Source organism: Microcoleus sp. B7-D4 (genome assembly GCF_036705125.1).
Classification (GTDB): Bacteria; Cyanobacteriota; Cyanobacteriia; order Cyanobacteriales; family Microcoleaceae; genus Microcoleus.
The window spans coordinates 21,006-34,657 of record NZ_JAUBTT010000052.1 but is presented as its reverse complement, the minus strand read 5'-3'; the positions used below and the strand labels follow the sequence as shown (position 1 = coordinate 34,657).

Sequence of the window (13,652 nt, the reverse complement as noted above, 5' to 3'; positions counted from 1 at the left end):
AAAACTTGTAACATATTAGTATTTCCAATGTATCAAGCGAGGCTTTGTGTGAAGACATGAATTCGGCTTAATAATTGCCAAAATATATGGGCTTAAGATTGACTTTAATTAATAATTGTAATTTATATTTAAAATTGGTTAAATAACTTAATACAGTTTGTCAGTAAAACTACGTAGGCAAGCGGTATCAATAATTTATTGTTATAGTGAAATGAGTAGCCAGTACAGCAGTTAACTTCACACAAGCTTTACAATATGGGAATTTAAGTATTTACACGGCAAAAAATGGCTATAAACATGGGACGATATTTGCACGTACTGAAAATGTTCTGGGGTGCGGCGATCGCAGCGGAACTAGAATACCGAATCAACTTTGTCCTCGCGACCATCAGCAGCCTCGGAAATCTTACTGGCAGCTTGTTTGGGCTATTTTTGTTCTACCGTACCGGCTACACGTTTTCGGGCTGGAAATGGGAAGAGGCTTTAGTTGTACTCGGCATTTTTACGGTTTTGCAGGGGTTTTCGTCAACGTTTCTAGCACCTAATCTCAGCCGTATTGTCGATCGAGTCCAGCAAGGTACTCTCGATTTCGTACTCCTCAAACCCATCAGTTCCCAATTCTGGCTATCTGCAAACACAGTTTCGCCTTGGGGAATGCCAGATTTAATCTTGGGCATCGTATTGCTGTTGTATGCTGGAAACAAATTGGGAGTAGCAATCGGCAACTATTTTTTAACAGCAATACCGCTGTTCTTCGGAACTATTACTCTTTACAGTATATGGTTTATGTTAGGGGCCACCAGCATTTGGTTTGTCAAAATTTACAATGTTACCGAAGTCCTCAAAGGATTGTTAGAAGCGGGTAGATTTCCCATGGCAGCTTATCCCGCAGCTTATCGATTTTTCTTCACCTTCGTAGTTCCCGTTGCCTTCTTGACGACTGTGCCTGCAGAAGCCATGCTGGGGAGAGGTGAAATCGTTTGGATCGCAGGGGCGGGAATATTGGCGATCGGGCTGTTATTTTTCTCCCGCTACTTCTGGCAATTTGCACTCCGCTTTTACACCAGCGCTTCCAGCTAGTTAAGTAGGTAGGTAAGCGGCTGCACATCTAGATTGTCTATTATGTTTGAGAGGGAGAGGATTTGACACCTGGGGAATAGAGAAGTGAAATATACATTTTCAAGGCAAAACAGCTTATCTAAAAAATATTTTTGTCTATTTACTTAGATAGATAGTTAAATAAATGTAATATCTCAACCTATCCTTGAAATGTAAACTGGAAATAAACCACGCACAAGAAGGCAAACCAATGAAAAGAAAAAAACTGGGTAACAGTAATTTTACTATCAGCGCGATCGGTCTTGGATGTATGCCAATGTCCTTAAGCGGCCGGCCCCCCGAAGATCAATCAATGGCGGTAATTCACCGCGCCCTCGATTTGGGTGTCACCCTAATTGACACAGCAGATTCCTACTGCCAAGATCAATCTGATAAACACCACAACGAGCAGTTGATTGCCAAAGCTTTGGAACAGTACACCGGAGATACTCGCGCCGTTACTATCGCCACTAAAGGCGGCTTAATGCGGCCTCAAGGTGCGTGGACGCGCAATGGCAACCCCCACCATTTACGCAAGACAATTCGGGAAAGTTTTGAAGCATTGGGCGGCAAGGAACCGATCGACCTTTGGCAGTACCACTCGCCAGATCCCGCTTATACCATCGAAGCAGCCCTAGCACCTGCAAAAGAAGCAGTAGAAGCAGGAATGATTCGATTTATTGGATTGTCCAACTTTTCTGTAGAGCAGATCAAACGTGCCCGCGATACAGTAGAAGTTGTCTCCGTGCAGAATCAGTACAATCCGTGGCACAGACAGCCGGAATCAGACGGGGTTCTGGAATATTGCGAAACCGAAAAACTGACATTTTTTCCCTGGAGTCCTTTGGGAGGAAGCCGCCGCGTCACCAGCTTGCAAGATATGCCCGCGATCGCCAAATTAGCAGCAGAAAAAAACGTTTCAGTTTACTGTATAGTATTAGCTTGGTTGATGGCCCAATCGCCTTGCATCGTTCCGATTCCCGGTGCGACCAAAGTATCGAGTATTGAGGACTCTGTGCAGGCGCTCGAAGTTAAATTGACTGACGAGGAATTGCAACAAATTGCCGTAAGTTAAGTATATATAGCCTCTCGATCTCTCATATGAGGTACTCATGGCCTCCGTGGCCTCCGTGGCCTCCGTGGCCTCCGTGGCCTCCGTGGGCATACCTCACTTTTTTGAGAACCGCTATAGCAATCCTCGCATCATTTGTGTAATTCTTGTAGGGGCAAACCCCCCGTGGTTGCCCCCATGATGCTGGGGTAGGCACTCTTAGCACTACCCCTACATCTCATTTAGGATTGCTATATAAGGGCAAAAAAAACAATAGAACAGGCAAGATGCCTGTTCCACAAAGAGAACTTTATTGTGGGGTGGGTTGGAAAACCCGCCCTTGAAAGTGAGATTTAATGAGTAAAGTTGACATTTTTTGAGGAATTGAGTTTAATGGAAGCTAATCAAGTGAATGCCGATCGAGACGTAGCAATTGAACATCAAAACGTACCTGTCGCCCATGAAGGACTGCACAACTTTTTATACAGTTCCGACTCAGAACACAGCGCAGCAGCGACTCTTTCTGAATTAGAAAATGACGGTACGCAAGTAATCTCGATCGATACATGGCGCGATTTGGCAACTAACGCGAAAGTCGCCGGCGTTTACGCTGTAATGGACACTTCCCGCAACACTCAGTATGTAGGTTATTCGCGAAATATCCTGCTTTCAATCAACGGTCACATCGCCCAAAATGGCGCAGAAAATTGTGCTTTCCTGCGCGTGCAAACTTTCAAATTCCCGAAGCGGGAAGAAATGGAAAGTTTGCGGGATGCTTGGATAGCAGAAATTGGCAGCATTCCGCCTGGAAACGATGCTGAAAGCGAAATGTGGGCGGCTACGGTAGGCCAAGCAGCGCGATCGGCAATGTCTGCTGAGGAACAAAAAGCTTATGAGGAAAAGAAGCTGAAATTGCGTAAAGCAATGGCAGATTCTAGTCTTACCAAAGAGTTAGAAACAGCAGCCAAAAATGACGGCGAACGCGCTAAGGATTTGGAAGCGGCTGTTAACAATGATGATTGGAGTGCGGTGATTCAATCGCAAACCCAGGAAACAAAGTCCGGCGAATAAAATTAGCTGCTACATAAACTTTCCTCCGCCGTAAAGTGGACTGGAAGAGCATCAAATCCAAAGGGCGGGTTTATCTATTTCCTGAGTTACCTATAAATATTTAGGGTAAAACCCGCCCCTACTAACTAATGACTAATGACTAATGACTAAATTACTAATGACTAATTTTTCGTTCTTTAACTAAAGTCAAACTTACCCATTCACCCCGCTCATTGTAACTGCGAATCATCCGAAACCGCAAGTCAGGTTCTACCAACCAACCGGCCTCGAAAAATATAGGTTTTCTGGATTCAATCTTGACAGGTAAAGTGCAAGAACCGCCGTCAGGAAGGAGCACAACTTGCACGGGTGAAGCACCTTCGTTAAAGTGCAGAACTGAACCGTCTATGGTGGCGCTAGAAGTGATAACACTAGCATTACTGCCAAAAGTGATTTTGTGCACTAGGCGATCGCTACTTTCTAAATGCAATTGTAAATTGGTAGAAGAAAAGTCAGGAGAACGCGAATCAGGATACATTGTCACGGCCTCGCCCTCCCACTCTCCCAGCAAATCTTCAACAGTTAAAGGCGGACGTTCGGGGACATTTTTATCAAGCTGCTTTTCCCGAATTAAGATAAGTTTGGATAAATTGCCGTCGGTATTGTATGTCAGAGGGAAGCGCAACCGACGATAATTGTAGATAAAACTCAACTCGGCACCGCACTCTGAAAAAGGCGCTAGTTGAATAGTACCCTGAGAAAAAGCTCCATTCTCAAAAAATAGGATATCTCGTCCCAAACTTTGATATTCTCGAACAAGTTCGCTGACTTCCGGTTCGCCGACACCGCTAGGATTTGGGGAAAACCGACGCAGTTTCAATCGCACTGTTTTGTTGTCATTGAAGCCTTCGAGAGAAATAATGCTAGGAGTATCTTGAAGTACCTCTCCTCGCGTTGATAGCTGAGTGAAGGAACCGTGCCATTCTCCCAAGTTTTGCAGAAAGTTTTCCCATTGTGATACCATATTTTTACCTTTGGATATATGTCTAAAAATAGAATTATAACTCTGCTTACGGATTTTGGATTAAGCGATGTTTATGTGGGAGTGATGAAAGGTGCGATCGCCCAAATTAACCCGCAGTTAAAAGTCATTGACATTACGCACCAAATACCCTCTCAAAATATTGCGGCGGCGAGGTTTTGTTTGATGACTGCTTTTGCTTATTTTCCGCCGGAAACCGTACATATTGCTGTCGTCGATCCGGGGGTGGGAAGCAAGAGACGGCCTGTTGCGATTAAATGTGCTAATTGCTTTCTTGTCGGGCCGGATAACGGGTTGTTTAGCGGGGTGTTGAGTCGGGAAAGTGCGAGATCCTCTGTCGAACTCACGAATTCTCAATACTGGCGCACACCTCAACCCAGCAGCACTTTTCACGGTCGCGATATTTTTGCAGCAGCGGGCGCTCACTTGGCCAACGGGGTGGCGTTGGAAGACTTGGGAGGGGCGATCGACCCTGCAAGTTTAGTAGAGTTAGAGATACCAAATTGTGCCGTTACAGCCACAGGTGCAGCAGGCTGCATTCAATATGTCGATCGCTTTGGCAATCTAATTACTAATATCCCGAATAATTGCATTATAGGTAACAATTGGTCATTGACAATTAGCAATAGTTCTGATGCAATTCGCATCCCCAGCGGTAAAACCTACAGCGACACCGAACCGGGCGATTTAATTGCCATAACTGGTTCTGACGGTTGGGTAGAAATTGCCGTTAATGGCGGCAGCGCTCAATCTGTATTAAAATTGGAATGCGGAGCGATCGTGCAATTACTTTTTGAAACTAACAATTAAATAGGACTTATAGCCTTTCTCAGTAACATGAGGTGCTCTCGCGGGCATAGGGCATAGGGCATAGGGCATAGGGCATAGGGCATAGGGCATAGGGCATCAGTTGTGAGCGGTGTGTACCTCATTTTATTGAGAACCGCTATACGCATGGGTGCTCGGAAACCTGGTTTTTTACGAAAAAACTTTGTTGTAACCAGCAGATGCGGTGAAAAACCCGGTTATGAAGGCGGAGTGCGTAAGTCATAGTTTTTTTCGATCGATTACTTTTTCGGCAAAATCCACAATAGTTTGGCGATATTCGGGATTATTAAAAAAAGCATCTCCATTATTGTGCCTAGCATTAGGAACTAGCAAAATTTTTTTATATTCAGGAGAACTAGCATATAACTTTTTGCTCATAGTAGCAGGAACAAAACGATCGGCAATCCCGTGAACAAACAAAATCGGCATTCGCAGTGATTTGACCTTAGCCAGAGAATCAAACCTTTGCGTCAGCAACAACCGCACCGGAAAAAATCGCATATAAGCATTATTTTCCACCATATCCACCATAGAAGTAAACGAATTGTGGACAATCAAGCCAGCAGCTTCTGGATGCCTGATTGCTAACTCAATAGCAACAGCACCTCCCATTGAATGACCGTAAAATAAAATTTGGCTAGGCAACAATTGCCGCTGCTTAACTAAATAATTATAAGCAACTTCAGCATCTTCATATACTTGTGATTCCTTCGGAAAACTGCCTTGACTGCGGCCGTAACCCCGGTAATCAATCAGCAATACAGAAAAACCCAATTGCCGAAAGCGGTAAGATTGACTGATATTCGCACCGATGTTCAAACCCCTGCCGTGCAGGTACAATAAAGTTCCTAATGATTTTCGATTTGCGGCGGGCAGCCACCAACCGTGAAGTTTTTCAATTTTGCGCGATCGACCCTTAACTGGCAACCAAACTTCTTGGTAAGGGATGTTAAAAGCATCCGGTGTTTTGGCGATTGTAGGTGTTGGCTGAAAGATCAAACGAGTTTGCAGAAAAAACAAGAGTATACAGGAAGCAATGTAGGCGATCGCCCAAATCTTTCCTATTAAAAATAGCAACTTCAAACAATGTCTGTATCTATTTTGTATTTCGAGCATTGTGGTAACTCAAATAAAATTTTGGCTGTTTAGCCAAATTAAAAACAATAATTATTAACTTCAAAAACTAGCCTATTTTGAGGTAAAATCAATCCTGATGCTTCCTCAGTTAACAATTGGTTGTATATTGTATCCGCTTGCCCAAAAGATTCTTGAGGCAAAAATCTAAATATTGATGCAGCAACATATTGTTTTTCTTTTTCAAAGCTTATCCAGTTTCTTGATAATTCTTCTGCTGCAAAACCCGTAGTATTAGAACCAGAAAAAATATCTACTACCAAGTCTCCCGGTTCAGTAAGAAAATTTATAAAAAATGACGGTAATCTTTGGGGAAAACGTGCCGGATGCGCCTTAACATTAAACTCTTTGCACCAACGCAAGTATTGAGAATTACTTTCAGAATTAGAAATTTCTAGCAAATTAGATGGAATAGCACCTCCATTATCTTTGGCAAATCGATCGCTAATATTGTGACCGGAAGGACGTTCTTTGGGCGTGTAAAATTCATCAGCATTTTTCAAAAGTTTTTTCATTCTCTCAGAATACTCTACTTTGACTTTAGTAATATTCGCTTGAGGTTGATTCGTTTTGGAAAGCCACCAAACAGTATTCACAGAATCTTTTGCCCGGATTTTCTTTTTATTCACCCACTCTATAGGAGATGGAAGTTTTGAAGGATTAAACCAGAAAAACTCTTGAGCAAGTTTAAATTCATATTCGTCACATAACCTAATAAGTACGCGGTAATTATACAGCGACCGTACAGGTATTCCTTTCTGATAAGCACCTCCAAGGTCTATAACAAAACTTCCAGTATCCTTAAGAACTCTTTTAATTTCAGGAGCAAAGCCCAGCAGCCAATCAACATATAAATCTTGATCCTCATTTCCATAACTCTTTTGGCGTTGCAATGCAAAAGGAGGGGATGTAATCACCAAATCTATAGAATTGCTAGCAAGACTATTCAGGAGATGAAGAGAATCTCCCAAATAAGATTGACCGTATTGGGTGGTGTAAATTGGAGCGGGCAAAATGTTACTCATGCTTAATTTAGATTAGTTTAAGGTACAAAAGACACAGCCTACTGTCATTATATCAAAATCCGTACTCTCAGTGTTACTAAATCCGTACTTTCAGTTCGTTGTTTTGTGTATAAATTCTTCGTACCATTCAAAAAGCGAACTTTCAGTTCGTTTTTATGAATTGTGAGGGGTATGAATTACAAAGAAGCCAGACAACAATTTGCAGTCAAGGTAAGTCAGTTACGCAGAGAAAAAAGGATGACACAGGACGAGTTAGCAGAACTCATAGACAAGACTACTGACTATATCAGCTTATTGGAACGCGGTGAAAGATCGCCATCCTTTGAAGTTATTTTCGCTCTAGCTGAAGCGCTCGATGTACCCGCTACTTATTTAATCAGTTTTAGCCAAAGCGGCGAAAGTACAGCTCTCATTAACACCCTAATAGCTGAACCAGTTTCTCCGTCAGTTGTAGAGCCTGTTGAAGAGGCTGTTACCACGGAAGCAGAACGCATTTCAGATGCTAAACGGCTAGAAAATGCTATGAAAAGCATCCAAGAATTGCAAAATCTGGCTAGTGAATATGGTATTGCGGATATTTTTCAAGATAACGGGGGAAAGACTTTACAGTTATTAATTCTTTTAGGGCTGCGGATATCGCCTGGACGTGAAGGAAACGATGCTATTGATGCTGAAGGAAAAGAATACGAACTTAAAACAATAAATATTGCTCTCAATAGAAGCGGTGGGGTCACTACTCACCATCATTTGAATGAAATTATACTTGACAAGTATCGCCGAGTAGAAGCTTGGTATATTGGACTGTATGAAGGCATAACTCTCAAAGAGATTTATAAACTTACACCTGAAATGCTGGAACCTAAATTTAAAGAATGGGAAGAAAAGGTGAGGCTAAGAAACGAGCCGCTAAACAATCCTAAAATTCCCTTAAAGTTAGTAAAAAAAGGGCAACTTGTCTACTCTTATAGTAAATAATAGTTGCCCGATAGTGTTTAAAGGGGATTAGGTTGTGTTTGTGTAGAAACGATAGCTTGCCTACAGGTAGCGATTTTTACCCTCAAGCTACCACGAAATTAACCAACTTTCCAGGCACCACAATTACCTTTTTAATCTCCTTACCTTCAAGGTGACGCTTAGCCAATTCAGACTCGCGAGCAAACTTTTCCAACGCAGCTTTATCAGCACCAGAAGGCACTTGAATTGTGCCTCGAGTTTTGCCCATAACTTGAATTACCAGCGTAATTTCATCGGTAATTAACGCAGAAGCATCCACACTCGGCCAAGTTTGCGTATGCACCGATTCACTGTTACCAGTATTGTGCCACAATTCATCAGCAATATGCGGCGCAAAAGGCGCTAACAAGCGAATCAAAGTGTTAATTCCTTCTGCATAAATTGGCGAATCTTTACATTTAGCATCATTCAAAGCATTGCTGAGTTTCATCATTTCCGAAACAGCAGTATTGAACTGATAATCGCCCTCCAAATCTTCGCTCACTTCCTTAATTGCAGTGTGAATCGCCCGCCGCAAATCCTTCTCAGGTTTACTTAAAACCTCTTTCTCCCCCCCTTGCGAAGGGGGGGCAGGGGGGGGTGCACCAAACTCTGTAACCACGCGCCAAACGCGATTTAAAAAGCGAAATTGCCCTTCCACATCAGCGTCGTCCCACTCCAAATCCTTCTCTGGGGGCGCTTTGAATAAAATAAACATCCGCGCCGTATCTACCCCATATTTGCCCATAACTTGCAAGGGGTCAACGCCATTGTATTTTGATTTGGACATCTTCTCGTAGAAGACTTCCAAAGCTTCGCCAGTTTGAGGATCTTTGGGATTTGTGGGGTCTATATCTGCTGGGGGAACGTATTTGCCAGTAACAGGATTTTTATAGGCCATTGCTTGCACCATGCCTTGAGTTAACAGGCGTTTAAATGGTTCGTCACAATTGATCAAACCCCGATCGCGCAAAACCTTGGTAAAGAACCGCGAATACAGCAAGTGCAAGATTGCGTGTTCGATGCCGCCGACATATTGGTCTACGGGCATCCAATCATTTGTCTTTGCCGTATCGAAGACTTGCTCTTGATTTTGAGCATCGGGATAGCGCAAGAAATACCACGAAGAATCTATAAAAGTATCCATCGTATCTGTTTCCCGCTTCGCCGCAGTCCCGCAACTCGGACAAGGAACGTTTACCCATTCTTCCATCTTTGCCAAGGGCGAACCTTTGCCAGTAAATTGTACATTTTCCGGCAACAATACGGGCAAATCCGATGCGGGTACGGGTACTGTCCCGCAGGTGGGACAGTGAATTACGGGAATCGGAGCGCCCCAATAACGCTGTCTAGAAATCAACCAATCTCTCAAGCGGTATTGGATGCGGGCTTTGCCATAACCTGCATTTTCGGCATGGTGAATAATCGCTGCTTTGCCTTTAATTGAATCCATGCCGTTGAAGCTTTCGGAATTAATCATAATTCCTGGTTCGGTGTAAGCTTCGCTCAATGGCAGCTCATCATCATCCACAATTACTACTTTAATTGGCAGTTGATATTGATTGGCAAATTTGAAATCTCGCGTGTCGTGGGCGGGTACTCCCATAACTGCGCCGGTGCCGTATTCGTACAATACATAATCGGCAATCCAAATGGGAATTTCTTCGCCGTTGAAAGGGTTGATTGCTTTGCCGCCTGTGGGGATACCGCGCTTTGGTTTGTCTTCGGCTGTGCGATCGATCTCGCTTTGGGCGGCGACTTCTTTGATGAAGGTTTCTACGGCCGCTTTTCTGTCTGCGGTTGTCACGCGCTGAGTTAGTGGATGTTCCGGCGCTAAAACAAGGTAACTGACGCCGTAAACTGTGTCTGGGCGAGTGGTGAAAACAGCGATTTTTTCATCCATTCCGACAATCGGAAATTCTAAGTAAGCGCCGACTGATTTGCCGATCCAGTTAGCTTGCATTAATTTGACTCTTTCTGGCCAATCTGGCAATTTGTCTAAGTCGTTTAATAACTGTTCGGCGTAATCGGTAATTTTGAGGAACCACTGCCGCAATAATTTGCGCTCGACTTTGGCACCGGAACGCCAGGAACGTCCTTCGTTATCTACTTGTTCGTTTGCTAAGACTGTTTGGTCGATCGGGTCCCAATTAACTGCCGCTTCTTTTTGATATGCTAATCCTGCTTCTAAAAATTGTAAGAAAATCCATTGAGTCCACCGATAATAATCGGGAGAACAAGTTGTAACTTCTTTTGTCCAATCAAAGGAAATGCCGAGACGGCGAAATAAGCCTTTCATTTGGGCAATATTTTCATACGTCCATTTTGCCGGGGGAATTCCGCGCTCGATGGCGGCATTTTCTGCGGGCAAACCAAAAGCGTCCCACCCCATCGGATTCAATACCCGATAGCCTTGCATTCGCTTGAGTCTGGCAATTACATCAATAATTGTGTAGTTGCGGACGTGGCCCATGTGCAGGTTTCCCGACGGGTAGGGGAACATGGATAAGGCATAAAATTTAGGCTTTTGGGTATCTTCTGGCATCTGGTCTAAGTTTTGCTCAGCCCATGTCTGCTGCCATTTTTCTTCTATGGATTGGGGGTTATATCTGGAATCCACAACAATTGCTCCGTGCAGGGTTTAGTAATGTTTGCTTCAGTATTTTTACACATTCAAGGGGCTTCGATTCTGATTTTTCTGAGCGCCAAGGATTTTGGCTCGAATATCTGTATTATATATTGTAGTATAGGTAATTTGAGCTGGGGGGCGATCGGCCAAATATCCCCGTTCGCCCTGAAAAAAGTAAATAACTGCTATCCCCAGAAACCCGATTTCTTTGACAAACCGGGTTTATTCTCCTAGTTCGAGCTTAGATGCTATCAGGATCGATGTTCAATTCGCGCAGTTTGGCGGCTAAACGTTCCGCTTTTTGAGCTTCTTGTTCGGCCCGCTGCGAGGCTTCTTCTGCGCGCTGCGAGGCTTCTTCTGCACGCTGAAATTCTTGTTCGGCGCGCCGTCGCTCTAATAGCCGCTCTGCATTTATTTCGGAATAGGAAAGAAACTTTTCTCCATCAGGGCGATAGATTTCTAACCCTTCTTCTGGCAACTCAAACCGCACTCCCAGTCTGGGACTTATCCATCCCTCCATCGGTTCAATCGGTTCTAAGATTCCTTCAATTCTTTGCCAACCTTCTAACTGATTTCTTTCTGGATCGTAAAGGTAATACTCCTCGACTCCATAACGATAGTAAAATGAAAGTTTCTTGTTCATTTTTGTGTTACTATCGTTGTGGGAGCGAATTTCAAAGACGACTTGGGGAGCAATATTATCTTCGCGAGATTGTATGTAGGAACGTCGCTCGCCTTTTGGTCTACCAAATATCACCATCGTATCCGGCGCTTGAGAAATATCTGGTCTACCTTCAACCGGATACCAAAGTAAATCGGCGGCTACAAACACGTTGGGATCATCTTCAAACAGCGATTCGCAACCTTCTTTGATTGTGACAATTAATTTGTATTGTATTGTGCTGTCTGCCATTGGTTGACCGTCGCTGGATGGATAAATAATTTCTTCGGTTGTGACTTGCATTGTGGTTGTCTCCGAGAAGTATATGAGCTTAATTATACTATTGTTTGAACCCACTATTCGAGCCTAAAATGGCAATGCCATTTCCCTACTGACCTAATATTCAAAATAGGAAACAGCGGCGCTTCAAAGCTGCTTGCAAAAGAGTGTTATACAGTTTTTCCTTAACAGTATAAGCTCCGAATCTTTCCAAGTGCGGATTGTTCATTTGAGCATCGAACATCAGATAAGATCGATCGCGCAATCTCTCCACCAACTTCACCATCGCCACCTTAGAACCATCGGGAATTCGGTAAAACATCGACTCCCCAATAAACGCACCGCCGATCGACAATCCGAGAATACCGCCCGCCAATTCGTCCCCGCACCAAGTCTCGAAGCTGTAAGCCCAACCGGCCTCATACAAACCCCAGTAAATCTTCTTGAGCTCCTTAGAAATCCAAGTCGTTTCGCGATCGGCACAACCCTCAACCACCGCCCCAAAATCGCGGTTCACAGCCACCGAAAATCGATTTTGATTGATTTGGCGACGCAGGGATTTCGGATAGGTAAATCTTTCATCCAGGGGAATCAGCGCCCGCTGTCGGCTGGAATACCACCCCAAACTTTCCTCGCCGTCATTTGCCATCAAGAAGTAGCCTTGGGCATATCCTTGTATAATTGTCGGTATATCATATTGCATATATTTATCAGTTGTCATTTCTCAGTTAACTTTTCAAAGTCAACATTAGCAATTAGGAATAATCATGTCTGAAACCATTGAACCTATTACCTTACCGCCCGCCAAAAACCCCGAACAAGAAGGCCAATGGCTCCAACAAACGCTGCTGGCATGGCTAGACTCCGAGTTTATCCCAGAAGCAGCCAACCAGCAAATAGCTAAAAGAGCTGCCCAAATCTATGTTCGCCAGCGTATGGAAGGCGAAAATGACGTGGGCAGCCTCGTAATTGCGATCGTCACCGAAATGCAGGCCTATGATTTTTCTAAAAGCTTCTACGGCGAATTTGCGATCGCCAATGCCGTCAGCGACTTGTTACTCGATAGTCTAGGCATCGATAAATGCTGTGGCCAGTGAAGCAAGAAGGAGGAAAATTTAACTCATAAGTCTGAAACAAGAATCAACCCCAAACATAATCTTGCCGATTATTTATAAGTTTTTTTTCCTTCTTCCTTCTTCCTTTTTCTTTAGAATAAATCTCCAGAAACACGACAATTTCAGAAAAACATCATCCGTGTATCCGTGTCATCATCCGTGTCGTGCCTTCCTTCTTTCTTCGTGCTACCAGCTAGACTTCACAACACCGGGCAAAAGACCTTCGTGAGCCATTTCTCGCATCATGTTGCGAGACAGTCCGAAGTCACGATAGTAACCTCTGGGGCGTCCAGTTGCCCAGCAGCGGTTCCGCAAGCGAGTCCGCGAACTGCTGCGGGGTAGCTGTTGTAGTTGGCGGTGAATCGCCATTTTGTCCATCTGATTGGTAGCTTGGTCAAACTGGTCTTTCAGGTCTTCCCGCTTGTCGGCGTACTTGTCTACGAGTCTCTGGCGCTTTTTCTCGCGCTCGACCATGCTCTTCTTAGCCATAATCTGTTGATATCCTTAGATTAATCACAATCTACTATTTTACTATATTTTTGTCATTTTGGATCTCTTTTATTTGAATTATTTCTTTTGTCAACAAGATTTTTAGCAACAGGCAAGATGCCTGTTCCACAATAAATTAACATTTTTAGCAACAGGCAAGATGCCTGTTCCACAATAAATTAACATTTTTAGCAACAGGCAAGATGCCTGTTCCACAATAAATTAACATTTTTAGCAACAGGCAAGATGCCTGTTCCA

The 13,652-nt window shown here is 43.7% G+C and carries 13 protein-coding genes; 6 read left to right on the top strand and 7 right to left on the bottom strand.

The window, feature by feature from the left end; translation table 11 throughout:
- Nucleotides 1-285 precede the first annotated feature (285 nt).
- From QUB12_RS20835 to QUB12_RS20825, 3 genes are all read left to right on the top strand, one after another.
- A complete protein-coding gene (locus QUB12_RS20835) occupies nucleotides 286-1,080 on the top strand; it encodes an ABC transporter permease (protein ID WP_333144989.1) in 795 nt (264 codons plus the stop codon).
- Nucleotides 1,081-1,309: 229 nt separating this feature from the next.
- A complete protein-coding gene (locus QUB12_RS20830) occupies nucleotides 1,310-2,173 on the top strand; it encodes an aldo/keto reductase (protein WP_333144988.1) in 864 nt (287 codons plus the stop codon).
- A gap of 369 nt (nucleotides 2,174-2,542) precedes the next feature.
- Complete coding sequence (locus QUB12_RS20825; protein ID WP_333308209.1) at nucleotides 2,543-3,220, top strand: GIY-YIG nuclease family protein; 678 nt, start codon at nucleotides 2,543-2,545, stop codon at nucleotides 3,218-3,220.
- Nucleotides 3,221-3,374: 154 nt separating this feature from the next.
- Here QUB12_RS20825 and QUB12_RS20820 read toward each other — a convergent pair whose 3' ends face one another.
- Nucleotides 3,375-4,223, bottom strand: coding sequence for a DUF3598 family protein (locus QUB12_RS20820; protein ID WP_333144986.1), 849 nt, complete (start codon nucleotides 4,221-4,223; stop codon nucleotides 3,375-3,377).
- Between the two features lie 18 nt (nucleotides 4,224-4,241).
- Between QUB12_RS20820 and QUB12_RS20815 the strand changes: the two genes are divergently transcribed.
- The gene (locus QUB12_RS20815; protein ID WP_333308206.1) at nucleotides 4,242-5,051 is read left to right on the top strand and encodes an SAM-dependent chlorinase/fluorinase; all 810 of its coding nucleotides are present in this window, start codon (nucleotides 4,242-4,244) and stop codon (nucleotides 5,049-5,051) included.
- A 237-nt stretch (nucleotides 5,052-5,288) separates the two neighbouring features.
- Here QUB12_RS20815 and QUB12_RS20810 read toward each other — a convergent pair whose 3' ends face one another.
- Both QUB12_RS20810 and QUB12_RS20805 read right to left on the bottom strand, forming a co-directional pair.
- On the bottom strand, nucleotides 5,289-6,185 hold the full coding sequence (locus QUB12_RS20810; RefSeq protein WP_333144984.1) for an alpha/beta hydrolase: 897 nt from the start codon (nucleotides 6,183-6,185) through the stop codon (nucleotides 5,289-5,291).
- A 38-nt stretch (nucleotides 6,186-6,223) separates the two neighbouring features.
- Complete coding sequence (locus QUB12_RS20805; RefSeq protein WP_333144983.1) at nucleotides 6,224-7,228, bottom strand: site-specific DNA-methyltransferase; 1,005 nt, start codon at nucleotides 7,226-7,228, stop codon at nucleotides 6,224-6,226.
- Between the two features lie 171 nt (nucleotides 7,229-7,399).
- On the opposite strand from QUB12_RS20805, the gene QUB12_RS20800 reads away from it, so the two are divergent.
- Nucleotides 7,400-8,203 carry a helix-turn-helix domain-containing protein gene (locus QUB12_RS20800; RefSeq protein ID WP_333144982.1) on the top strand — a complete coding sequence of 268 codons (804 nt, stop codon included), beginning with the start codon at nucleotides 7,400-7,402 and terminating at the stop codon, nucleotides 8,201-8,203.
- An 82-nt stretch (nucleotides 8,204-8,285) separates the two neighbouring features.
- Here the strand turns inward: QUB12_RS20800 and leuS are convergent, their stop codons facing one another.
- The 3 genes from leuS to aat form a co-directional block, all read right to left on the bottom strand.
- Nucleotides 8,286-10,841, bottom strand: a complete 2,556-nt coding sequence (leuS, locus tag QUB12_RS20795; protein WP_333144981.1) for a leucine--tRNA ligase — start codon at nucleotides 10,839-10,841, stop codon at nucleotides 8,286-8,288.
- 250 nt (nucleotides 10,842-11,091) lie between these two features.
- Nucleotides 11,092-11,814: a Uma2 family endonuclease gene (locus tag QUB12_RS20790; RefSeq protein WP_333144980.1), complete on the bottom strand. Its 723-nt coding sequence runs from the start codon at nucleotides 11,812-11,814 to the stop codon at nucleotides 11,092-11,094.
- A gap of 100 nt (nucleotides 11,815-11,914) precedes the next feature.
- Nucleotides 11,915-12,511 carry a leucyl/phenylalanyl-tRNA--protein transferase gene (gene aat, locus QUB12_RS20785; protein ID WP_445252085.1) on the bottom strand — a complete coding sequence of 199 codons (597 nt, stop codon included), beginning with the start codon at nucleotides 12,509-12,511 and terminating at the stop codon, nucleotides 11,915-11,917.
- Between the two features lie 46 nt (nucleotides 12,512-12,557).
- Between aat and QUB12_RS20780 the strand changes: the two genes are divergently transcribed.
- Entirely contained in the window at nucleotides 12,558-12,887 is a 330-nt protein-coding gene (locus QUB12_RS20780; protein WP_332953433.1) for a hypothetical protein, read from the top strand.
- A gap of 204 nt (nucleotides 12,888-13,091) precedes the next feature.
- On the opposite strand, the gene rpsN is transcribed toward QUB12_RS20780, so the two are convergent.
- A complete protein-coding gene (gene rpsN / locus QUB12_RS20775; RefSeq protein WP_333055623.1) occupies nucleotides 13,092-13,394 on the bottom strand; it encodes a 30S ribosomal protein S14 in 303 nt (100 codons plus the stop codon).
- Nucleotides 13,395-13,652 lie beyond the last annotated feature (258 nt).